Source organism: uncultured Arthrobacter sp. (genome assembly GCF_902805515.1).
Lineage (GTDB): Bacteria > Actinomycetota > Actinomycetes > Actinomycetales > Micrococcaceae > Arthrobacter_D.
In genome coordinates this window covers 38357-59579 of sequence record NZ_CADCTE010000002.1, presented here as the reverse complement: position 1 = coordinate 59579, position 21223 = coordinate 38357, and the positions used below count along the sequence as shown (strand labels likewise).

General features: G+C 68.8%; 20 protein-coding genes. 9 read left to right on the top strand and 11 right to left on the bottom strand.

All coding sequences use genetic code 11. The annotated features are described in order from the left end of the window. The 3 genes from QZX79_RS00980 to rpsA form a co-directional block, all read left to right on the top strand. On the top strand, positions 1-964 hold a 964-nt coding region (locus QZX79_RS00980), incomplete at its 5' end, for a DNA polymerase (protein ID WP_294563434.1). Between the two features lie 55 nt (positions 965-1019). Beyond that, entirely contained in the window at positions 1020-2339 is a 1320-nt protein-coding gene (locus tag QZX79_RS00975) for a GNAT family N-acetyltransferase (RefSeq protein WP_294563432.1), read from the top strand. Between the two features lie 270 nt (positions 2340-2609). Continuing rightward, positions 2610-4082 (top strand): 30S ribosomal protein S1, encoded by a 1473-nt coding sequence (rpsA, locus tag QZX79_RS00970; RefSeq protein WP_294563430.1) that lies wholly within the window; start codon positions 2610-2612, stop codon positions 4080-4082. A gap of 180 nt (positions 4083-4262) precedes the next feature. Here the strand turns inward: rpsA and QZX79_RS00965 are convergent, their stop codons facing one another. The 5 genes from QZX79_RS00965 to QZX79_RS00945 form a co-directional block, all read right to left on the bottom strand. Beyond that, entirely contained in the window at positions 4263-5390 is a 1128-nt protein-coding gene (locus QZX79_RS00965; RefSeq protein WP_294563427.1) for a class I SAM-dependent methyltransferase, read from the bottom strand. Beyond that, positions 5383-6048 carry a YigZ family protein gene (locus tag QZX79_RS00960; protein WP_294563425.1) on the bottom strand — a complete coding sequence of 222 codons (666 nt, stop codon included), beginning with the start codon at positions 6046-6048 and terminating at the stop codon, positions 5383-5385. The genes QZX79_RS00965 and QZX79_RS00960 overlap by 8 nt, the downstream gene beginning before the upstream one ends. A 70-nt stretch (positions 6049-6118) precedes the next feature. After that, complete coding sequence (locus QZX79_RS18520) at positions 6119-6610, bottom strand: hypothetical protein (protein WP_366484645.1); 492 nt, start codon at positions 6608-6610, stop codon at positions 6119-6121. Between the two features lie 9 nt (positions 6611-6619). Then, positions 6620-7333 (bottom strand): GAF and ANTAR domain-containing protein, encoded by a 714-nt coding sequence (locus QZX79_RS00950; RefSeq protein ID WP_294563423.1) that lies wholly within the window; start codon positions 7331-7333, stop codon positions 6620-6622. 92 nt (positions 7334-7425) lie between these two features. Continuing rightward, entirely contained in the window at positions 7426-7653 is a 228-nt protein-coding gene (locus tag QZX79_RS00945) for a hypothetical protein (protein ID WP_294563419.1), read from the bottom strand. Positions 7654-8066: 413 nt separating this feature from the next. Between QZX79_RS00945 and QZX79_RS00940 the strand changes: the two genes are divergently transcribed. Further along, entirely contained in the window at positions 8067-8405 is a 339-nt protein-coding gene (locus QZX79_RS00940; protein ID WP_294563417.1) for a hypothetical protein, read from the top strand. 112 nt (positions 8406-8517) lie between these two features. Here QZX79_RS00940 and QZX79_RS00935 read toward each other — a convergent pair whose 3' ends face one another. Then, positions 8518-10155: an ATP-dependent DNA helicase RecQ gene (locus tag QZX79_RS00935; RefSeq protein WP_294563414.1), complete on the bottom strand. Its 1638-nt coding sequence runs from the start codon at positions 10153-10155 to the stop codon at positions 8518-8520. A gap of 111 nt (positions 10156-10266) precedes the next feature. Between QZX79_RS00935 and coaE the strand changes: the two genes are divergently transcribed. The 4 genes from coaE to QZX79_RS00915 all read left to right on the top strand — a co-directional run bounded on the left by coaE (position 10267) and on the right by QZX79_RS00915 (position 16431). After that, positions 10267-11265, top strand: a complete 999-nt coding sequence (coaE, locus tag QZX79_RS00930; protein WP_294563411.1) for a dephospho-CoA kinase — start codon at positions 10267-10269, stop codon at positions 11263-11265. A gap of 91 nt (positions 11266-11356) precedes the next feature. Continuing rightward, the gene (gene uvrB / locus QZX79_RS00925) at positions 11357-13435 is read left to right on the top strand and encodes an excinuclease ABC subunit UvrB (protein ID WP_294563410.1); all 2079 of its coding nucleotides are present in this window, start codon (positions 11357-11359) and stop codon (positions 13433-13435) included. A 4-nt stretch (positions 13436-13439) separates the two neighbouring features. Beyond that, entirely contained in the window at positions 13440-15263 is a 1824-nt protein-coding gene (locus QZX79_RS00920; protein WP_294563409.1) for a hypothetical protein, read from the top strand. Positions 15264-15393: 130 nt separating this feature from the next. Continuing rightward, positions 15394-16431, top strand: coding sequence for a TerC family protein (locus QZX79_RS00915; protein WP_294563406.1), 1038 nt, complete (start codon positions 15394-15396; stop codon positions 16429-16431). A 92-nt stretch (positions 16432-16523) separates the two neighbouring features. Here the strand turns inward: QZX79_RS00915 and QZX79_RS00910 are convergent, their stop codons facing one another. The 3 genes from QZX79_RS00910 to QZX79_RS00900 form a co-directional block, all read right to left on the bottom strand. Next, positions 16524-17492 carry an SDR family NAD(P)-dependent oxidoreductase gene (locus QZX79_RS00910; RefSeq protein WP_294563404.1) on the bottom strand — a complete coding sequence of 323 codons (969 nt, stop codon included), beginning with the start codon at positions 17490-17492 and terminating at the stop codon, positions 16524-16526. A 293-nt stretch (positions 17493-17785) separates the two neighbouring features. Next, on the bottom strand, positions 17786-18034 hold the full coding sequence (locus QZX79_RS00905) for a DUF2630 family protein (RefSeq protein ID WP_294563442.1): 249 nt from the start codon (positions 18032-18034) through the stop codon (positions 17786-17788). 99 nt (positions 18035-18133) lie between these two features. After that, a complete protein-coding gene (locus QZX79_RS00900) occupies positions 18134-18409 on the bottom strand; it encodes a hypothetical protein (RefSeq protein WP_120168307.1) in 276 nt (91 codons plus the stop codon). Between the two features lie 357 nt (positions 18410-18766). Between QZX79_RS00900 and QZX79_RS00895 the strand changes: the two genes are divergently transcribed. Next, positions 18767-19306, top strand: coding sequence for a PaaI family thioesterase (locus QZX79_RS00895; RefSeq protein ID WP_294563402.1), 540 nt, complete (start codon positions 18767-18769; stop codon positions 19304-19306). Between the two features lie 74 nt (positions 19307-19380). Here the strand turns inward: QZX79_RS00895 and QZX79_RS00890 are convergent, their stop codons facing one another. After that, positions 19381-20649: an alpha/beta fold hydrolase gene (locus QZX79_RS00890; protein WP_294563440.1), complete on the bottom strand. Its 1269-nt coding sequence runs from the start codon at positions 20647-20649 to the stop codon at positions 19381-19383. 44 nt (positions 20650-20693) lie between these two features. Continuing rightward, positions 20694-21179 carry a GNAT family N-acetyltransferase gene (locus tag QZX79_RS00885; RefSeq protein ID WP_294563399.1) on the bottom strand — a complete coding sequence of 162 codons (486 nt, stop codon included), beginning with the start codon at positions 21177-21179 and terminating at the stop codon, positions 20694-20696. Between the last annotated feature and the right edge of the window lie 44 nt (positions 21180-21223).

Below are 21223 nucleotides of genomic sequence, written 5' to 3'. Positions count from 1 at the left end.
CGACCTCATCGTCAAGACCGGGCACCCGTTCCTTGAGCAGCTCCTGGCCTACCGGGATGCCACGAAGCTCCGGCAGACCGTCGAGGGCCTGCTCAAGTCGGTCGCCGACGACGGGCGGATCCACACCACCTACGCGCAGACGGTCGCCGCGACGGGCCGGCTGTCCTCCATCAACCCGAACCTGCAGAACATCCCCGTTCGCTCCGACGAGGGCCGACGCATCCGCGAGGTGTTCGTCGTCGGCGAGGGGACCGGCGGCACCCGGTACGAGACGTTGATGACCGCCGACTACTCCCAGATCGAGATGCGCATCATGGCGCACCTCTCCGGCGACGAGGGGCTCATCTTCGCGTTCCAGGAGGGGGAGGACCTCCACCGGTACGTCGGCTCCCACATCTTCGGGGTGGCCCCCGAGGAGGTGACCAGCGCCATGCGCTCCAAGGTCAAGGCAATGTCCTACGGCCTTGTCTACGGGCTCAGCTCCTTCGGGCTGTCCAAGCAGCTGGCCATCTCGGTTGACGAGGCGCGCACCCTCATGCGCGATTACTTCGAGCGCTTCGGGGCCGTCCGCGACTACCTCCGCGGGATCGTCGAGCAGGCACGCAAGGACGGCTACACCTCGACCATCGAGGGAAGGCGCCGGTACCTCCCCGACCTCTCCAGCGACAACCGGCAGCTGCGGGAGATGGCGGAGCGGGCCGCGCTGAACGCCCCCATCCAGGGCTCGGCCGCCGACATCATCAAGAAGGCGATGCTCGGCGTGGACGGCGCCCTGAAGGCCAAGGGCCTCTCCTCACGCATGCTGCTGCAGGTGCACGACGAACTTGTCCTTGAAATCGCCGAGGGGGAGAAGGACGTCGTCGAGGCCCTGGTGCGGGAGCAGATGGCGGGCGCGGCGGACCTCTCGGTGCCCCTCGATGTCTCCGTGGGAACCGGCCTGAGCTGGCACGAGGCGGCGCACTGACGAATGCTCCGCGGCCTGTGGTGGAGGGCGCGTAATCCGGCTAGGGTTTTGGAGCGTGAGCACACAGACGACGACGCCGGGCACCTCCACCGAACTGCGCCTTGAGAAGTTTCAGGTCACCGCCGAGGAGGACACGTCGCCGGGCGGACGGTTCGCCAACTGGTTCTACGCCGTGGGTGTCGGGTTCTTCGAGCCACGGGCCAACGCCGAGGACTACCCGGAGTATGTGAAGGCCTTCGCCGCCGACGCCCGGACCCTGATCGGCGTTCACGACGACGCCCCCGGGGCCCTCTCGGTTGACGGAGCCGTCCCGGTGGCGACCTACGCCTCAATGCGCAACACGCTCAACGCCGGCGGCCCGAAGCCGATCCAGGCCCACCTCATCACCTCGGTGACGGTGCGGCCCACCCACCGGCGGCGCGGCCTGCTGCGCCGGATGATGACCGGGGACCTGCAGGCCGCGGCCGCCGCGGGCGTGCCCGTGGCGGTGCTGACGGCGTCCGAAGCCACCATCTACGGGCGGTTCGGCTTCGGCTGTGCCACCTTCACCACCAGCGTCACCGTTGACGTGCGGGAACGCTTCGCAGTGCTCGGCACGCCCACCGGACGGACGGAGCTGGCCAAACCCGCCGAGGTCCCGGCGCTGGCCGGCGCGGTGTTCGCTCAGTTCCACCGGCGCACCAGGGGATCGGTCGGGCGCCAGTACTCCTACGCCAGGCGCGTCTCGGGCCAGTGGGGCCGCGAACGTCCGGTCGAAGACAAGGCGGTGCGCACGGCGGTCCATTACGACGACGCCGGCAACGCCGTCGGCTACGTCGCCTACCGGTTCGAGGGGTGGTCCAAGGAGCCCTACACGGTCCGGATCATCGACCTGGTCGCGGGCACCGAGGAGGCCTACCTCGGGCTCTGGCGGTACCTCGGCTCGCTCGACCTCATCCAGGAGGTGACCTGGGACGGCGCCGCCGTCGACGACCCGCTGCCGTGGGCGCTTGCCGACCGCCGCTGCTACCGGGTCAACGGCGTCGACGATGTCCTCTGGGTGCGCCTGCTCGACGTCGCGAAGGCCCTTGAGGGGCGCGGATACCGCACCGAGGGAGAGCTCGTGATCGAGGTGACCGACGCGCAGGGGATGGCCGGTGGAACCTTTGAGTTCGCCGTCGCCGACGGCCGGGCCCGGGTGGAACAGGTCAGCCCGAACATGGAGGCCGACGTCGTCCTGGACATTGCCGCGCTCGGCTCCCTCTACCTCGGCGGCGTCAGCCCCGCAGCGCTGGTGGGCGCCGGCCTGATCGAGCCCCGCACCGAGGGCGTCGTCGAATTCCTCAACGACCTGTTCCGGGACGCTCAGGATCCTTACTGCATCACGCATTTCTAGGGCACTTCCGGCAGGTGGCGACCGCCTGTCCGCTTTGACGGGGTTGGCTCCCGCCGTTAGACTAGACGGGCGCGTATTGCGCTGTGGTTCGGGCCGGCATCCGCCGTGCGAGTTTCGGCGCAATACCAATAGAACCGCTCTTTAGGTTTTATCCAATCTGTCCGCTTCCGGACATCGGATTCCCCTGGATTGCCCGGCTGAACAGCCGGCTTTTTTGGGGCGTCCGTAATGGCCGGATCAAGTAATCTTCCACAACGGAGCCCCAACTACATGACCATCACCACCACCGAGAACAAAGGTGCCCCGCAGGTCGCTATCAACGACATCGGCACCGCTGAGGACTTCCTCGCAGCAGTAGACGCGACGATCAAGTACTTCAACGACGGAGATCTCGTCGAAGGTACTGTCGTCAAGGTCGACCGCGATGAGGTCCTGCTCGACATCGGTTACAAGACCGAGGGTGTCATCCCTTCCCGTGAGCTTTCCATCAAGCACGACGTTGACCCCGGAGACGTCGTCTCCGTCGGCGATCAGGTCGAGGCCCTGGTGCTCACCAAGGAGGACAAAGAAGGCCGTCTGATCCTGTCCAAGAAGCGCGCTCAGTACGAGCGTGCCTGGGGCGACATCGAAAAGGTCAAGGAAGAAGACGGCGTCGTCACCGGTACCGTTATCGAGGTCGTCAAGGGTGGTCTTATCCTCGACATCGGCCTGCGCGGCTTCCTGCCCGCGTCGCTCGTCGAGATGCGCCGCGTGCGCGACCTGGCTCCGTACATCGGCCAGCAGATCGAAGCGAAGATCATCGAGCTCGACAAGAACCGCAACAACGTTGTGCTGTCGCGTCGCGCCTGGCTGGAGCAGACCCAGTCCGAGGTCCGCTCGACCTTCCTCAACAAGCTCGAAAAGGGCCAGGTCCGTCCGGGCGTCGTGTCCTCGATCGTCAACTTCGGTGCGTTCGTGGACCTCGGCGGCGTCGACGGTCTGGTTCACGTTTCCGAGCTGTCCTGGAAGCACATCGACCACCCGTCCGAGGTTGTCGAGGTCGGCCAGGAAGTCACCGTCGAGGTTCTCGAGGTCGACCTGGACCGCGAGCGTGTTTCGCTCTCGCTGAAGGCCACGCAGGAAGATCCCTGGCAGACCTTCGCCCGGACGCACGCGCTGGGCCAGGTTGTTCCCGGTAAGGTCACCAAGCTGGTTCCGTTCGGTGCGTTCGTCCGCGTCGAAGACGGCATCGAAGGCCTGGTCCACATCTCGGAGCTGGCCGTCCGCCACGTTGAGCTTGCAGAGCAGGTCGTTTCCGTTGGCGACGAGCTCTTCGTCAAGGTCATCGACATCGACCTCGAGCGCCGCCGCATCTCCCTCAGCCTCAAGCAGGCCAACGAGGGCGTCGACGCCGACAGCACCGAATTCGATCCGGCGCTGTACGGTATGGCTGCCGAGTACGACGAAGAGGGCAACTACAAGTACCCCGAGGGCTTCGACCCCGAGTCGAACGAATGGCTCGAAGGGTACGAGACCCAGCGCGCCGCTTGGGAAGCTCAGTACGCGGAGGCCCAGTCACGCTGGGAGTCCCACAAGAAGCAGGTTGTGCAGCACGCGTCCGACGACGCCGCTGCCGCCAACGAGCCCGTCGAGTCGAACGCAACGAGCTACTCTTCGGAGCCCGTCGCCGCCGAGACCGGTTCAGGCACCCTTGCTTCGGACGAGGCGCTTGCGGCTCTCCGCGAGAAGCTGACCGGAGCCTAAACCCTCCGGCTTACGCCGAACACTGAGAAGGACCCCCGCCGTTCGGCGGGGGTCCTTCTTTTTGCCGCCGGACGGCCGGGCGGTGGTGGAGGCGGTCTTCGTTGAGGGTGCCGGAATAACCGCTCGAGGGGACCTTGGACCTGAGTGCTGCGTCCTCGATGGGCCGCGGTGCCGGGTGAGTCAGCGGCGCACCGAACAGGTGATCGTGAACCGCTGGTTGCGGTCGATCTGGCGGGTCGGGCCGACAATCCGGGACAGGGCAGGCCGGTAGGCGAGGTGGCTGTTCCAGACGGTCCAGAGTTCCCCGCCGGGGGCGAGCACCCGGGCGGCATCGGTGAACAGTTTCACCGCGATGCCTGAATGAACGGTGGCGCCGATGTGGAAGGGTGGGTTCAGGACGATCAGGTCCGCCGACCCCTCCGGCTGGGATGACAGCGCGTCGTCGCGCACCACCTCCACCCGGTCCCCGACGGCGTTCGCGTGCGCGGTCTCCCGGGTGGAGGCAACGGCGGAGGCCGACTGGTCCGATGCGATCACCCGCAGCCCTGGCCGGGTCAGCGCCAGGTAGGCGGCGATGGCACCGTTGCCGCAGCCGAGGTCGATGGCCGAATCCGTCGCCGCCGCGGACGCGAGGTGGGGGAGGAGGAACCGGGTTCCGGGGTCGAGGGCCGCCCCGCCGAATGTCTCGCCGAACGCGCGCAGCACCAGGGGGTGGGGGAGTCCGACGTCGTGCCGCTGCGTGAGAGGGAACGCCGGGTCGCCTGCGGGCAGCGCTCCGGAGGCGGTGAGAACCCGGGATTTCTGCCGGGCCAGCCCCGCCGTGACGGATCCAAAGTATTTCTGGAGCACCGCGGACATGGCTCGACTCATGTGCTTGAGCCGCCCGCCGGCGTAGACGGTGACCGAAGGATCGGCATAGGCGGCGATGTTCCAGGCGGCCTCCTCCAGGGCGTCGAGGGAGCGAGGAAGCTGGAGCAGCACCGTGCGGGCATCCCGGAGGAGCTCGGGGCCCAGCCCGCGGCGCTCATACCGGTCGGACGCGCCCACCGCCCCGGCATTGCGGGCCAGCGCCAGTTCGTGCGAGAGCGGATCCTGATAGACGAGCGGGCGGGGGACCGCGTGCAGCAGGGCCGCCCCGAGGGTGAGGGCGCCGTAACGGTCGCCGAGCAGTACGACGCCGGCGGGCTGCGCGGAGAGCCTGGCGGCCGCCGTGTCCAGCAGCAGCCGGTCGGTGGCGTCGTATGCCTGCAGGTTGGGCGCCTCGATGTCCGGCCTGCGGCTCAGGCGGTCGAAGTCGAACTCAGTCAAGGTCCACCCACGCGGTTCCTGCGGGGTGGGACACCGAGGCCCCGGCGGTTGAGGCGGCAAGCCGCCGCTGGAAATCCTCATAGCTGTCTGCGTCGGCTTCGAGGGCCACCTCAATGAGCGCCTCCTCGGGGGTGTAGGAGGTGCCTCGAACCATCGTGGCGGCAGCGCGCAGCTCGTTTTCGACCCGTCCGGCCTCCGCATGCGCAACCGGCACCGTGTGAAGAGTCAGGAGCCGTCGGCGGAGCAGGGGCGCCCCCTCCAGGGCCCGGGTCACCGACTGGGAGTAGGCGCGGATCAACCCGCCCGCGCCGAGCAGGATGCCTCCGAAGTACCGCACTACGACGGCGGCGGTGTCGCTGAGGTCTGCCGCGCCGTGGCGGCTGAGGGCTTCGAGCATCGGGGCGCCGGCGGTGCCGGCGGGTTCGCCGTCGTCGTGGGCCCGCTGGATGGATCGCCCCGCTCCGATCAGGTAGGCGCTGCAGTGGTGCCGTGCCGTGGGAAATTCGGTGCGCAGCTGTGCCAGGAGAGCGTTCGCCTCGGTTTCGGTTCCGACCCTGCGCAGGACGGTGATGAACCGGGACCGCCGGATCTCGAGCTCGTTCCGGTGTTCACCCCGAACCGTTGAGTACGCGGTTGGGTGCCGGTGCGGAGCGATCATTCCTGTAATCCTAGCCGGTGGGCGCAGCCTCCGCCCGGCAGCGGATGGAAGCCCCAGATCGGGGCGTCCTCTACGGGGATTCGCTTCCGTCGCCGCGGGTGCCTTCGTTCCAGACCGACCCCTGCTCGCCGTCCTGGTCTTCCTCAATCCCGGCAAAGCTGTCGCGGCGGCCTCCGGATCCCGCGCTGCGGCGATCGTCGGAGGTGGAAGGGTTGTCCTTGTCGTTTTCGGCATCGTTAGCAAAGGCGATGGCCGGGCCGTACCCGCCCGACCCGGAATCCGGGCTGAGGGTATGCTCCGACTCCGTCACATCCGTGCTGTAGGGTGCGCGTGGTGGCGGCGGTCGATCATCGATCAGTTCATTCGCCGCATGGGCAAGCAGGTCCCGCTGGAGTGGCGGCAGGGTGAAAGAACCGTGCAGGTAGGCCTCCACCTCGTACTCTCCGGCATCACCGCCGATGGCAAAGTAGTGGAGCCACAGCTCGCCCAGGCTGATCTGCGCATGTCGGATCGCCCGAAGGAGCAGCAGCCGCTGGTGCTCGTGGTCTGAGGGATTCTCCACAGGGACTCCTCAGCGGGGAACGTCGGCGGATCCGTCAATCACGCCGGCGGCAGTGGTAAGCAGGTCGGTGCCGCTGCGGACGGACGCATTGAGCAGGCTCCGCATGGCTTCATCGGGGCCGGCACCCCACCGCTCCATCAGGATCCCGCGTGCGGTTTGGATGCTGTCCCTGCTGTGCAGTGCCTCCTGGAGCGTTCTGCTGAGTTCGGCCGGTGTCTGGTCGGGCTGGGCGTTGCCGAGCAGCACGGCCGCCGCGGCCGCCAGCAGCGCGAGGTGTTTCCGGTCCTGGTCCGAGAAGGCTTTGGGCAGCGGCGAATAAACCTTGAGGGCGCCGATGGGGCTCCCGTCGTGGATCAGCGCCGTGCTGAGGGTCGAGCGCAGCGGGAGTTCGGCGACGGCCGCGCACCACTCAGGCCACCGCGTCTCCTTCGAAACGTCGTCGATCTGCTCGGTCGAACCCGCGGCCCAGGCTGTGAGGCATGGCCCCTGCCCGAGGTCGTACTGGAGTTCATCGGCCCGCGCGACGATCTGGTCGGTGTAACCGGTGCTGCGGGCCCGGCCCTGGGCGTCGATCAGGCTGACGCCCGCGCCCAGGGAGCCGGCCACCGACTTCTTAATCGCTTCGGCGAGCGCCTCGACGGCCGAGCCCGCCTTGCTCTCGGTCAGGAGCAGCCCCTTCAGTCGCGCGAAAACCGATGTCAGGTCATCAAGCGGTAGGTTCATGTCGGCGCTCCACGCGGCTCGGATTCGATGTTCGGCAACGGATTCAGCATACACAGCGGCCACCAGCGCCCTCCGCGTTCGGCGGTTGCGGATCAGATCACCAGGAGTCCTTTTGAGGCACCGTCGGCCTGATCGCACAAGGTGAAGACGGTCTCCGGTGAAAGGGCGGCGGCCTCGGCCACCGCGGTGACGCTCCCACCGCTGCTGATGGCCTCAAGGACCGTCATCTGCAACTGGCTGGCCGCCTGATCCCGCGAGAACTCGGCCGACTCCAGCTGGGCTGCGGCGACGGCCAGTGATTTGAGGTAGTCCATGGTCATGGCATGTTCCTTACGGCGTGCAGCGGTCGTGCCGCTGATTCTGGAGGCAGGGCCGGAGCCGCCTGCGGAAGAGGAAGAGGGCCGTGCCCCGGTAATGGAAATATCCGGCGGGAAACGGCGGACGGCCGGTAAGGCCGGGAGGATGGGTGCTGGCGTGCGCGGGCTCGAAGAGAGGTCTCACTGCGGTTGGCCGGCGGTACGCGGGTGGTTCTTCCACCCGGTGGCTGTCAGGCATTGGTCCATGGCTGCTCCACATGAGGTTCCATGGCTGACTGCTCAACCTCTCTCAGGGTATGGGCCGGAGGCGGCGTTGGCAACAGGTAAACCAGCCGCTCCGCGGGTGCCTCTCTAGCTCCTTGCCTCAGCCGTTCGGGCCTTTGTACGCTGACGGAACGGCGAAACGAGGAGGAGAAATGAGCGAGTCCCCTGCACGCAGCGAGCTTCCGCTGGCTGACTACGACCACATCCCTCTGGGCACCCTTCCTTCACGGATCACATCCCTCGACGAAGGCGCTCTGGAGACGCTCCTCGCCTACGAGCGGGAGCATGGGAACCGGCTGCCGGTGACCCAGGTCCTTGAGCGCCGGCTGGAGGCGGTGCGCGGCGGCGCGGAGCTGGCTGAAGGCTCGGCGCAGAGCATGCCCGAGATGGGGCAGGGGCAGACAGGCTCACGGGTGAGCCCTGCGACGTCTGGCCCGCCGATCAATCCACCGTCGCACGGCGACCCGACCAACCCAGCGCAGCCGCGCTGAGGCAGCCGGGCGGAGGCCGCGCGGCCGGGCCCGGCTCACCTCGTCCTGTCCGGACAGTTCGGTAGGTCTCATCAGCCACGATGAACCCGCCGCACGCCGCGCTCCGGCCGCATCAGCCGGCGGCGCGCAGGAGCCCCTTCTCGGCCACGAGGTCAAGGGACAGCGTCCGGTAACCGGTGGTTTCGAAGAGCACCGTCACTGTGCCGTCCTCGTAGCCCATCACGGTGCCCGGACCCCATTCAGTGTGCTCCACCTTCGACTGGACCGCGTAGGGAACGTCCACTTCGGGCTGCTGGTTCTCCGGGGCGGATCCGTCGGCGCAGTTGTCGCAGTGCCCGCAGGGCCCGTCGAACTCCTCGGCGAAGTAGGCGAGCAGGAACTGCCGCCGGCAGCCCCGCGACTCCGCGTACCGGCGGAGCATCTCCACCCGCGTGGTGTCGATGGTCTCGCGGACCTGCGCCTGCTCCACCGCACGCTCCGCGGCCTCTGCCGGAGGAAGTTCCCCCGCGCTGTACCCGTCCGCCCCGGCTCGGACGGCGCCGGCAGCCTCAAGAAGGTTCATCAGGCCGGCCGCCCTGCGCTGGCTCAGGCCGGTCAGGTCGCGCAGCTCCTTCAGGCTGGTGGGGCCCTCCTGCGCCCGAAGCACGGCGCAGAGCTGCTCCAGCCCCTGCCGGTCCGCGGTCTTGGCGGCGAAGAACCGCCGCAGCGAGAGGTCCTCGGGCCGGTAGTGAAGGGTCGCGGCCGCGGGCCCGCCGGCGCGGCCGCCGCGCCCGATCTCCTGGTAGTAGCTGTCGAGGGAGTCGGCCACGGCCTCGTGCACCACGAACCGGACGTCGGGCTTGTTGATGCCCATGCCGAACGCCGTCGTCGCCACCACCACGTCGAGCCGGCCGTCCAGGAAACCCTCGTGGACCTCCTCCCGGTCGCTGCTGCGCCGGCCGGAGTGGTAGGAAGCGGCGTTCATCCCGAGCGCGGACAGCTCCTCCGCGAGCTTGTCGGCGGCCTTCCGGGTGGCGACATAGACGAGCCCGGGCTTCTCCAGCCCCTCCACCTGCTCCACCACCGCCCGGTGCTTGTCGGCCTCCTGCACATGGGGCACCACCTCGAGGTGCAGGTTGGGCCGGTCGAATCCTTCCACCAGGACCACCGGGTCCGCGAGGTGCAGCTGGCGGGTGATCTCCTCCTGCACGGGTGCGGACGCGGTCGCCGTGAGCGCCAGCACGGGGCATGAGAGCGAGTCCGCCAGGGAGCCCAGCTGCAGGTAGTCGGGCCGGAAGTCGTGCCCCCACGCCGAGACGCAGTGCGCCTCGTCGATGACCAGCAGCGACACCTCGAGGGGGCGGAGTCGTTCGACGGCCTCCTCTTTGGCCACCTGCTCCGGGGCGAGGAACAGGAATTTCGCCCGTCGTTCCTCATCGGCTTCCGCCGCCGCGTCCCAGGCCTCGTCGGTCTCGGCCCGGTTCAGCCCCGAGTTCACGACGTACGCACGGCCCGCCCCGGCACTGGCGTTGATGGTCTCGGCCTGGTCGTGCTGGAGGGCGATGAGCGGTGAAATCACGACGACGACGCCTGGGAGCGCCAGCCCCGGCACCTGGTAGATCGCCGACTTCCCGGAACCGGTCGGCATCACGCACAGGACGTTGCTCCCCTCCAGCAGTGCCTGCATCGCCCGCCGCTGCCCGGAGCGGAGATCCTCCCATCCGAAGACCGAGGAGGCCATCTCCTCGAGGTCCGAAAGTACTGGTGCCATGGCCTCCCCTTGAAATGTAGTAAGCCTACTTAGCGTAATAGGCCGGGTGGCCGGTGAGGTGCCGGGATTGGGATTGACAGGCGGGCCACCGCTCCGCGCTACCCTTGGCGGATGCTGAGAGTTGGTTTGACCGGAGGGATCGCCGCCGGCAAGTCCCTGGCCGCCGGGCGGCTGAGGGCGATGGGCGCCGTCGTCATCGACGCGGACGCCCTCGCCCGCGAGGTGGTGGAGCCCGGCACTGAGGGGCTCGCCGAGGTGCTCGCCGCCTTCGGAGGGCACCTGGCCACCGCCGACGGCTCCCTCGACCGCAGGGCCCTCGGGGACATCATCTTCGGCGACCCCCGGGCGCGGGAACGCCTCAACGGCATCCTCCACCCCCGCATCCGGGCGCTCGCCGAGGCCCGCACCGCCGAGGCGCCCGCGGACGCCGTCGTCGTCGAGGATCTGCCGCTGCTCGTCGAGACGGGCCAGGTGGCCCGCTTCCACCTCGTCGTGGTGATCGACGCCCCCGAGGACCAGCGCATCGACAGGATGGTGCGCCTGCGCGGAATGACCCCGGAGGCGGCGCTCAGCCGCCTGCGGGCCCAGCTCGGCCCGGACGAGCGGAACGCCGCGGCCGACGTCGTCATCGACAACGCCGGCAGTGAGGCCGACACGCTCGCGCACCTCGAGGCCCTCTGGCACAGCCGGATCCTGCCCTTCAACGCCAACCTCCTCGCCGGAGTCCCCGCAGTCCGGGACCCGCTTGACCCCGTGGGATCCGATCCGACGTGGCCGGCGCAGGCGGCACGGCTGAGCGCCCGGCTCCGGCGCGTCGATCCGCGGGTGCTGGACGTCGAACACATTGGGCCCGCCGCGGTTCCCGGGCTCCGGGCTCCGGATGTGCTTGAGTTTCGGCTGATGGTGGCCACTCCGGCCGACGCGGCGGCACTGCAGCCGCTGCTCACCACGGCGGGGTTCCCGCCCGCCCTCGGACAGCCGGGCGCGGAACCGGCCGCGGGCCACGGCCGGCTTGGGTTCCACTCCAGCGCCGATCCGGGACGGGCGGCGGAGGTCCACCTTGAGCTGGCCGGCGCGGGGGTTCCCGCCGGTACCCACGACCCTCGGTAGGGGCGGTGCGTGCGGCGCCGGAGCGATACTGCAGTTCCGCCTCCAGCAAAGCGGAAGCTGATTGTCCGCATAACGCGATAACGTACTAGATATGAGTCTTGCCCAGGATATTAAGCGGGTCGTAGCTCCCTTCGAAGTCATCAGCGAATACCAGCCGGCAGGCGACCAGCCGGCGGCCATCGCCGAACTGAGCACCCGGATCAAGGCAGGGGAGAAGGACGTTGTCCTCCTTGGAGCCACCGGTACCGGAAAGAGCGCGACGACGGCGTGGCTGATCGAGCAGGTCCAGCGGCCGACCCTCGTAATGGTCCAGAACAAAACGCTTGCGGCACAGTTGGCCAACGAGTTCCGCGAACTGCTGCCCAATAACGCCGTCGAGTACTTCGTGTCCTACTACGACTACTACCAGCCCGAGGCCTACGTGCCGCAGACGGACACCTTCATCGAGAAGGACTCCTCGATCAACGAGGAGGTCGAACGGCTCCGGCACTCGGCCACCAACGCCCTGCTCACGCGCCGGGACGTCGTCGTCGTCGCCACGGTCTCCTGCATCTACGGCCTGGGCACCCCCGAGGAGTACATCGATAAGATGGTCACCCTCCGCAAGGGCCAGGAGATGAACCGGGACGCCCTGCTGCGCCAGTTCGTGGGCATGCAGTACACGCGCAACGACATGGACTTCCACCGCGGCACCTTCCGGGTGCGCGGGGACACCGTGGAGATCATCCCCATGTACGAGGAGCACGCCCTGCGGATCGAGTTCTTCGGCGACGAGGTGGAAAACATCTACACCCTCAACCCGCTCACCGGCGACGTCATCCGCGAGGAGGAGGAGATGTACGTCTTCCCCGCCTCGCACTATGTCGCCGGGCCGGAACGCATGAACCGTGCGATCAAGGCCATCGAGGACGAGCTGCAGGTGCGCCTTGCCGAGCTCGAGTCGCAGAACAAGCTGGTCGAGGCGCAGCGCCTGCGGATGCGCGTCACCTACGACCTGGAGATGATGCAGCAGATGGGGTTCTGCAACGGCATCGAGAACTACTCCCGGCACATCGACGGCCGGGGGCAGGGCAGCGCCCCGCACTGCCTGCTCGACTACTTCCCCGACGACTTCCTCCTCGTCGTCGACGAATCGCATGTGACCATCCCGCAGATCGGTGCGATGTACGAAGGGGACATGTCGCGCAAGCGCACCCTCGTCGACCATGGGTTCCGCCTACCCTCGGCGATGGACAACCGGCCGCTGAAGTGGGACGAGTTCCTTGAGCGCATCGGCCAGACGGTGTACCTCTCGGCGACGCCGGGCAAGTACGAGCTCGGGAAGTCCGACGGGTTCGTCCAGCAGATCATCCGGCCGACCGGGCTGGTGGACCCGGAAATCGTGGTGAAGCCGAGCAAGGGGCAGATTGACGACCTGCTTCACGAAATCCGGACCCGCGTGGAGCGCGACGAGCGCGTGCTGGTGACGACCCTGACGAAACGGATGTCGGAGGACCTCACGGGATACCTCCTGGAGCACGGGGTGAAGGTGGAGTACCTTCACTCCGACGTCGACACCCTGCGCCGCGTTGAGCTGCTGCGTGAGCTCCGGCTGGGGACCTTCGACGTCCTGGTGGGCATCAACCTGCTGCGCGAGGGCCTCGACCTTCCGGAGGTGTCCCTCGTCAGCATCCTCGACGCCGACAAGGAGGGGTTCCTCCGCAGCTCCACCTCCCTGATCCAGACGATCGGGCGGGCCGCGCGGAACGTGTCCGGGCAGGTGCACATGTACGCCGACCGGATCACCGATTCGATGGAGCGGGCCATCGACGAAACCAACCGGCGCCGGGCCATCCAGGTGGCGCACAACCTCGAGCACGGGATCGACCCGACGCCGCTGCGCAAGCGCATCGCCGACATCACCGACACCATCAACCGCGAGGACGCCGACACCCGGGAGCTCCTGGAGGCCGCCGCGAAGGGGCGGAAGAAGAAGCCCGGCCAGGGCGTGCACCGTGAGGGTCTGGCCGCCGTGCCGGCCGAGGACCTCACCGACCTCATCCAGCAGCTCACCGACCAGATGCACACCGCGGCCGCGGAACTGCAGTTCGAGCTCGCGGCCCGGCTCCGCGATGAGGTGGGGGACCTGAAGAAGGAACTCCGGCAGATGCAGACCGCCGGGCACGCCTAGCACCATGCCGGAGCGGGGGGACGGCTTCGCGGAGATCCGCGTGCACGGAGTGGGGGAGCAGGAGTACCTGAGCAGCATCACCAGTGCCCGGGTGACCCGGCTCAACCCCTGGGCCGAGGCCGTCGACCCTCCGCTGCTTCCGCGGCACCGCCTGAGCCTGATTAACTGGTCGCGGTCTAACCGCAGGAGGACCGGCTTCCTGTGGTACCTGGCCTTCCCGTTCACGCTGGCCAACGTTGCCGGCCGCATGCTCGAGCGCCCCGGGCACTCCACCGCCGCGCCGTCGGCGGTGCTGCTCCAGTCCGGCTCGGTGCTGCTCACCCTCAGCCAGCTGGCCTGGCTGGTGGTCCTCGGCGAGACGGTCCTCGAACACCTGGCCGGTCCCCTCGGCCTGCAGGGCTCAGCCGAGGGTCCCGCCCGGGGAATCCCCGCCGCCGCGGCAGCAGCCCTGGCCGCCTTCATCGCGTACCGCTGGCTCCGGGTCATCCGGGTGCAGCGGGAGGTTCCCCGGCGCAGCCGCGCCGCGGTCCTGCTCCACGCCGGCGCCCTCCTCGCGGCCGGAGCGCTGCTGGCGCTGACGCTCCCGGCGGAGACCGTCTCCCCGGCGTGGCCCTCGACTCCCGGCCCCGACGCCGTCCCGCGCATCGACGCCATGGCGCTGTGGATCGCCCTGAGCCTCGGCGCGCTGATGCTGCCCACCATCGTCAGTTCGCTGCGCCGGCCCGGTGGGGCGGGAGCAACCGGCCGCTTCCCGGCGCCGGAGGGCGCCGCGGCCGGACTGCTGCTGCTCGCCCTGTTCCTCATGCACTCGGTCAACGCCCTGGTCCGGATGCTCCTCGACGGCCTCCTCGGATACGTCGTGCGGCTGTTCGGCGGCCAGGAGTACGACGCGCGCACCGCACGCGTGCTGCTGGCCTGGGACGACCCGCTGGATGCCGGCGACAGCCGGCTCGACCTGTTCCCGCTGCTCGCCCTGATCGCCCTGGCCGGGCCCGTGCTCACCGCCGCCGTGTCGCTGCTGCTCGACCGGCGGCTCGGGCTGCGGCCACTCTTTAGCGCCCGGGAGCAGCGCCTGCGGTGGTGGCACCGCGTCGTCGCCGCGTCCCCAACACTCCTTCCGCGGGTCCTGCCCGCCGGCACGGCACTGGGTGCGGTGGGCATGGGCGCCGCGATGATCCTCGGGGAGGGCCGGCTGGGCGGGCCGTGGCTCGCCCTCGCCGTGCTGCTGCTCCAGCTCGCCGGCGCCGCCGCCGTTCTCACCCTCCTGCTCGGGCAGCTTCGGACGGTACAGGAGGTGCTCGGCAGGGCCGCCGACGCTGCCGGCTTCTGGCCGGTCCGCGACCACCCGCTGGCCGGTGCCTCCTACCGGGAGGCGGTCATCGCCGGCATCGAGCAGGAGGCGGCCCGGCTCGGACCCACCCGGGTGGCACTCGTCGGGTACAGCCAGGGAAGCGTGATCTGCGCCTGGCTGGTCGCGGAGACCCGGGCGCTTTCAGGCTGCCGGGAGCTGCACCTGGTCACCACCGGCTCGCCGCTGGTGTCCCTCTACGCCGCGTTCTTCCCGGCCTACTTCACCCCCGGGTGGTTCGGGCGCGTGGCCGAACGTTCCACCACGTGGGCGAACTTCTGGCGCGCCACCGACCCCGTCGGAAGCCCCGTGCCCGGCGCGGTGAACGTCGAGCTCTCCGACCCCGACGACGCCGGCACCGTCCAGGGCCACGGAGGGTACTGGAACGCCCCCGAGGTCATCAAGCATGTGGTGGCGGTCGCCGCGGGCGGACGCAATTCCCCATATCAGCACCCCGCCGGTAGGATTGACCCCACGTAGGGGAGTATCCCAAGCGCTACGAACGTCAACACGCAGGGCAGTGACGCCCCGCCGGGCGTAGCGGTCGGCTGGCAGAGTGCCACGGCGGAGAGACTTACGGACCTCCGTCGCGATCCCCGAAAGGCGCTCCATGCCCGAATTGCCCCTCGCTTTCCAGATCGGCACGTTTGTCGTTCTCGGACTTGTGCTCCTGTTCGACCTGCTGCTCGTCGTCAAGCGGCCCCACATTCCCTCGATGCGGGAGGCCGGCCTGTGGGTGGGTTTCTATGTGTCCCTGGCGCTGGTCTTCGCGGCGATCATGTTCATCTTCACCGGCCCCGAGTACGGCGGACAGTTCGTCGCCGGCTGGGTGACCGAATACAGCCTGAGCATCGACAACCTGTTTGTCTTCATCATCATCATGGCCCGCTTCTCGGTGCCGCGGAAGTACCAGCAGGAGGTGCTGATGGTGGGTATCATCATCGCGCTGATCCTGCGCGGCATCTTCATCGCCCTGGGCGCCGCCGTGATCGAGAACTTCAGCTGGGTGTTCTACATCTTCGGCGCGTTCCTGCTCTACACCGCCTACAAGCAGGCCAAGGATACGGGCGAGGATGAGGAGGACGCAGGGGACAACAAGCTCGTCGCGAAACTGCGTTCCGTGCTGCCGATGTCCGACCACTACGACGGCGGCAAGGTCCGCACCGTCGTGGACGGCAAGAAGGTGTTCACGCCGATGCTCATCGTCTTCGTCACGATCGGCCTGACCGATCTGCTCTTCGCCGTGGACTCCATTCCTGCGATCTTCGGCCTCACCCAGAGCGCGTTCATCGTCTTCACCGCCAACATCTTCGCGCTGATGGGCCTGCGGCAGCTGTACTTCCTGCTGGGCGGGCTGATGACCCGGCTGGTGTACCTCAAGCACGCGCTGTCGGTCATCCTCGCGTTCATCGGCGTCAAGCTCGTGCTGCACGCCATGCACGTCAACGAGCTCCCGTTCATCAACAACGGAGAGCACATCGAGTGGGCTCCGGAGATTCCGACGTTCGTCTCACTCGGCGTCATTGTGGCGACCATCGTCGTGGCCGTCGTCGCGAGCCTGCTCAGCTCGCGCGGGCGCAGCGAGAAGGTTGACGAGGACCTCGCCGCCGCCGACGCCAAGGCGCGGAACTCCGACCTCGAGAGCTGACCCACAGGACAGGATCGGGCCCGGCACCAGCGCACAGCGCGGGTGCCGGGCCCGTTCGTTTAAGCCCTTCCGGCAGGGAAGCCGGGAGCAGATCAGATGGTGAAGGGACGCCCGAGCAGGCGCTCGCTCAGCTCCCACAGCCGGTCGGCGGCCTGCGGATCGACTGCCCACGCATGGACGCCGGAGGGGCCCTGGTGGTCGTCGGGAACCACGACGGCGATGTCGGCGTCCTCCGTGTACACCCCGCCGTGTCCGTCGAGCTGCGGACTGACAGCAGCCCAGACCATGGTCGCCGCTCCCTGCGGGACGCTCTTGTACGCGGGGTTGTCCACGGGCTGGCCGTGCTCGTCGACCGCGCCCAGGCCCTGGAGGTCCTCGAGGCTCAGGTGCCGCCCGATCCCGGTGGGGATGGTGCCGGGATGGACGGCGAAGGAGCGGACCCGGAAGTTCCTGCCGCGCGCGTCAAGCGCGACGGCGAACAGGGACTTCGCGCTCACCGACTGGGCGTAGGCGGACCACTTCTCGTAGGGGCGGTCTGTGAAGCTGGGGTCCTCGAAGTCGACGCCGGAGAAGCGGTGGGCAAGCGAGGTGAGGCTGATGACGCGGGCGCCGCCCGCCCGCGTCAGGGCGGGCCACAGGCGCTGGGTGAGCTGGAAATGGCCGAGGTGGTTGGTGGCGAAATGGGATTCGATGCCGCGGCCGTCCCGGGCGAAGGGTGCCGCCATGAAGCCGGCGTTGTTGATCAGGACGTGGAGCGGGCGGCCCGTGGCCAGGAAGCGGTCGGCGAAGGCGTCGATGGATGCGGGGTCCGCGAGATCCAGCTGTTCCGTTTCGACGCCGGCGAGCGGTGCGAGGGTTTCGGCTGCCCTCGCCGGGTCCCGGACGGCGGCAACCACGGTCGCGCCGGCGTCGGCGAGGACACGGACCGCCTCGAGGCCCAGCCCGGCGGACCCGCCGGTCACGAGGATGGTGCGGCCGGTGAGGTCCTGTCCCTCGACGATGTCGGCGGCCGTTGTTTCGAAGCCGAAGCCCGAGGGAAGTGGTTCTTGAGGGGTGGTCATGCGGATCCTTCGTTCTGGGCGTTCCCGCTCGAGGGGTCAGTGCCCGTGATATTGGCCTGCCGCAGCAGCGGATGGACACCGGGTGCTCGACAGACGTCGAACTGAAGCTTACGGGGGAACCCTGCCGGGAGAACCCGATTATGACGCTTCGGTGGTCGACATCACCCCCAAAGACTCCGGCGAAAGCTTCCCTGCCGCCGCCGGTGGCATCGGGCAGCGTGGACGCGCAAAAGGCCCCCACCGCCGGAGCGGTAAGGGCCTCTGCGTCTGTCGCCTGGATCCCGGCGCCTCAACTACTTCCGCGGCAGGTATCCCTCAACCTGGGAAATAGGCCGCGCGGCCGCCTTGTCCGGATCGTCGCCGAACTCGCTTCGAGCCCGGCGCTGCCGGAGCAGATCCCAGCACTGGTCAAGGTTCTCCTCAAGCCGCTGCAGCCGGGCCGCGTTCTGCCCGCCGCGGGCGCTGTCGTCCCCTGCGCTGCGGAGGTCGTGTTCCTCCTCCACGAGAGACTTGATGCGTCCGAGAATGTCCTGATCATCCAACATGGTTTCCTCCTCATTAGGCCTGGTTCACAGGGTACTGAGGCCGGGGCGCATTGAACAGAATCCGCGGCTGCGTGACGTGGACGGCCGGGCCGCACCCTAGCTTTCGCCGGTGCGGGTGGTGCCGAACATGAGCGTGCGGCGGCGCACGTCGTAGTAGACCGTCTTGGCGGTGGACAGCAGGTCCTGAAGGTTGTCCGCGTCGTCCGGGTCGAGGGTCAGGACCTCCTCCCAGGCGCCCTGGTCGAGGACAAGCTGGAGGGTGTAGGTGCCGGGCTGCCCGGCTTCTCCGGCGATCCACGAGAACTGGTAGTGGCTGAGCTGGCGTACCTGGATGCTGTCGTCCGTCATCGGCTGTTCTGCGTTTGAAGTCATCGCTTTCGCTCCTTAGCGGCCCGGATGCTGCCCGGGCACTGGTGTCGGGCTGGACGGAGGCCGGCGGTGGCGTCCGATCGGCGGCGGTGCCACCGATCGCACCAACCTAACTTCGGGGCTGTACCAAGTAAACGTGCGGGAAAAGCAATGAAACCCTTGACGAACGAAGCGGGCACTGCCAGAAGGCCGGCCCTGACCTTGCCGGTTCGACGTATCCTTCCTACGGTGGCTTTCACGGTGGCTTTCACGGTGAATCAGCTCGGTGCAACCAGCTCGGGCGGCCCTCCGACGCCGGCTGGAGCATTCCGCGGCTGCTGTACCTCCGCTTTGCTCTCTTTGCTCCACTGAAAGGCGCCCATGGACGACATCCGCACGGTTACCACCTCCTGGACCGATCCCCGCACCGCCCTGCCGAGCCTCACCGCGCTGGGCGGCCTCGAGTACCTGACGCGGGTGATGGAGGGTTCCCTTCCGGCTCCACCGATGGCGGCCGTGCTTGGGTTCGAGATCGCTGAGGTCCAGCCGGGGCTTGCGGTGTTCACCTACCGCCCGCAGGAGGCCCACCTGAATCCGCTGGGGGTGATCCATGGCGGCCTGGCCTGCACCCTGCTGGACACCGCCCTGGGCTGTGCTGCCCACACGACGCTGCCGGCCGGCACCTCGTACACCTCGATCGAGATCGACGTGAAGTACTTCCGTTCGATGGCACCGGGGGATGCTCCGGTCACGGCGACGGCCCGGGTGATGAAGGCCGGTCGGCGCGTGATTTTCGCCCAGGGGGAGATCACGAACAGTGCCGGTGACGCCCTCGCGGCAGCTACAAGCAGTTTCCTTGTCAGCGCCCCCGGGCGGCCGGGCGGGCCGGCAGCCCCGGAGCGCTCAGGCACCACCGGTTGACGGGCGGCGGCCCGGCGTCGGAAGGACCGCCCGGCCGCCAGCCTGCCCGGAGGCGGCCTCCGGACGGCGCGCCCCTAGTGTTCTCCGGTCAGTTCCAGCAGCCGGTTGAAGATCGCCTCGCCGTCATCGGAGATGCCGTCGTGGTGGAAGTCCGCCGTCTCCCAGACCCGCAGGCCCTTGACCGCCGCGGCGGTCCGGAGGGAGAGGCTGCGGTCGACATAGATGTCGTTGCGGTAGACGGCCGCCGCGGCGGGCACCGTGTTGCGCCGCAGCGCCGCGGGGTCGTAGAGCGCCCCCCAGTCCTCCTTCCGGGCGAGCAGCTCGGCGGTCTCCCGCAGGGGAGCGAGGGACGGATCCTCCTCGAAGTACCAGGGGTAGATCATCTCGCCGGTGAGCAGGGGGTCGGCGGCATCGGGCCGGAACTGCGGATAACGCCCGAGCACCCTCTCTGCCGACCACGCCGAGGCACCGCCCTGGCAGTAGATCGACTCGTGCATCACGGCGTAGAGCGGGTTGGAGCTGCGGGAGACGAGGGCGCCCACCTGATCGAGGAAGACCTGCGAGAGCCGCGGCCCGCCGGGGGTCGTAACGAACGCGTCCTCGAGCAGGTAGTGGAGGACATCGACGCGTGTATTGCCGCCGAGGAAGGAGCCGATCATCTGGAGCCGGCGGACGGTCAGCCGCTCCCCGGTCGGCAGGTGCTCCTCGACCTCCTCGAGGTGCCGGGCGATCCGCGTCAGCAGGCCGCGGTCGCCGGGGTACCAGCCGAAGTATTCCCGGTTGCGTTCCTCCACCCGTGCGTAGGTCGCCGTGTACACCTCGTCGGGCGAGCCCGAAAGGGGCGGCAGGCCGCCGGTGATGAGCGCCCGCTCGACGCCCTCCGGGGCGAAGGAGAGGTAGCTCAGCGCGCAGAACCCGCCGTAGCTCTGCCCGAAGATGGTCCAGGGGGCTCCCACCAGGCGCCGGCGGATGAGTTCGGCATCCGCGACGATCGAGTCGGCCCGGAAGTGGGTGAGGTACGCGGCCTGCTCCGCCGGGCCGCCGCGGGCGGCCAGGGTCAGGGCGTCGGCGGGGGTCGACAGGCCGGTGCCGCGCTGGTCGAGCATCAGGATGCGGAAGCGTTCGGCGGCGGCCTTCATCCAGCCGGCCAGCTGCGTCGTGCGGTTCCCGCGCCCGCCCGGGCCGCCCTGCAGGAACAAGAGCCAGGGCAGGGCGCCGACGGCGGCGTCGTCGTGGTCGGTGGAGGTGTATTCCCGGGCGAAGACCGAGATGGACTCGCCGTCGGGCCGGCTGTGGTCGAGCGGAACGGTGAAGGTGTGGCCGGTGGCACGCAGGCCCCGCATCACGAAGGCGGGCCCGCTGGAGAAGCCGCTGCCGGCTGGGGCCCTCACTGTGCCGCCGTTCCGGCGAAGCCGCTGAGGGCGGCACCGGTCAGGCGGAAGGTGGACCAGCCGGACTGCGGGCGGGCACCCAGGCTCTCGTAGAACCGGATGGAGGGCTCGTTCCAGTCGAGCACGGACCACTCGACCCGGGCGTAGCCGCGTTCCGTGGCGATCTGCGCGAGCCGGCGCAGCAGGGCCTTGCCGTGTCCGGCGCCGCGTGCGTCGGGGCGTACGTAGAGGTCCTCGAGGTAGATGCCGTTCACGCCCTCCCAGGTCGAGTAGTTCAGGAACCACAGGGCGAAGCCCTGGATCTCTCCGTGGGCCTCGGCCACGTGGGCGTACACGGAGGGGGTGTCGCCGAAGAGGGCCTCCTGGAGCCGGGGGACCGTGTTCTTCACGGCATCCGGTTCCTTCTCGTAGATGGCCAGGTCGTGGATGAGCTGGAGGATGGTGGGGACGTCGCCGGGACGGGCTTCGCGGACGGTGTTCATCCTCCAAGCCTATCGAGGGCCTGTGCCGCGGCGGGGACCGTACC

What these genes read in the sequence shown, in the direction of transcription:
- rpsA (WP_294563430.1), top strand. Translation starts at nt 2,610, where the DNA reads ATGACCATCACCACCACCGAGAACAAAGGTGCCCCGCAGGTCGCTATC.
- QZX79_RS00960 (WP_294563425.1), bottom strand. Translation starts at nt 6,048, where the DNA reads ATGATCGCTCCGCACCGGCACCCAACCGCGTACTCAACGGTTCGGGGT.
- QZX79_RS00950 (WP_294563423.1), bottom strand. Translation starts at nt 7,333, where the DNA reads ATGAACCTACCGCTTGATGACCTGACATCGGTTTTCGCGCGACTGAAG.
- QZX79_RS00945 (WP_294563419.1), bottom strand. Translation starts at nt 7,653, where the DNA reads ATGACCATGGACTACCTCAAATCACTGGCCGTCGCCGCAGCCCAGCTG.
- QZX79_RS00940 (WP_294563417.1), top strand. Translation starts at nt 8,067, where the DNA reads ATGAGCGAGTCCCCTGCACGCAGCGAGCTTCCGCTGGCTGACTACGAC.
- QZX79_RS00935 (WP_294563414.1), bottom strand. Translation starts at nt 10,155, where the DNA reads ATGGCACCAGTACTTTCGGACCTCGAGGAGATGGCCTCCTCGGTCTTC.
- coaE (WP_294563411.1), top strand. Translation starts at nt 10,267, where the DNA reads ATGCTGAGAGTTGGTTTGACCGGAGGGATCGCCGCCGGCAAGTCCCTG.
- uvrB (WP_294563410.1), top strand. Translation starts at nt 11,357, where the DNA reads ATGAGTCTTGCCCAGGATATTAAGCGGGTCGTAGCTCCCTTCGAAGTC.
- QZX79_RS00920 (WP_294563409.1), top strand. Translation starts at nt 13,440, where the DNA reads ATGCCGGAGCGGGGGGACGGCTTCGCGGAGATCCGCGTGCACGGAGTG.
- QZX79_RS00915 (WP_294563406.1), top strand. Translation starts at nt 15,394, where the DNA reads ATGCCCGAATTGCCCCTCGCTTTCCAGATCGGCACGTTTGTCGTTCTC.
- QZX79_RS00910 (WP_294563404.1), bottom strand. Translation starts at nt 17,492, where the DNA reads ATGACCACCCCTCAAGAACCACTTCCCTCGGGCTTCGGCTTCGAAACA.
- QZX79_RS00900 (WP_120168307.1), bottom strand. Translation starts at nt 18,409, where the DNA reads ATGACTTCAAACGCAGAACAGCCGATGACGGACGACAGCATCCAGGTA.
- QZX79_RS00895 (WP_294563402.1), top strand. Translation starts at nt 18,767, where the DNA reads ATGGACGACATCCGCACGGTTACCACCTCCTGGACCGATCCCCGCACC.
- QZX79_RS00890 (WP_294563440.1), bottom strand. Translation starts at nt 20,649, where the DNA reads ATGCGGGGCCTGCGTGCCACCGGCCACACCTTCACCGTTCCGCTCGAC.
- QZX79_RS00885 (WP_294563399.1), bottom strand. Translation starts at nt 21,179, where the DNA reads ATGAACACCGTCCGCGAAGCCCGTCCCGGCGACGTCCCCACCATCCTC.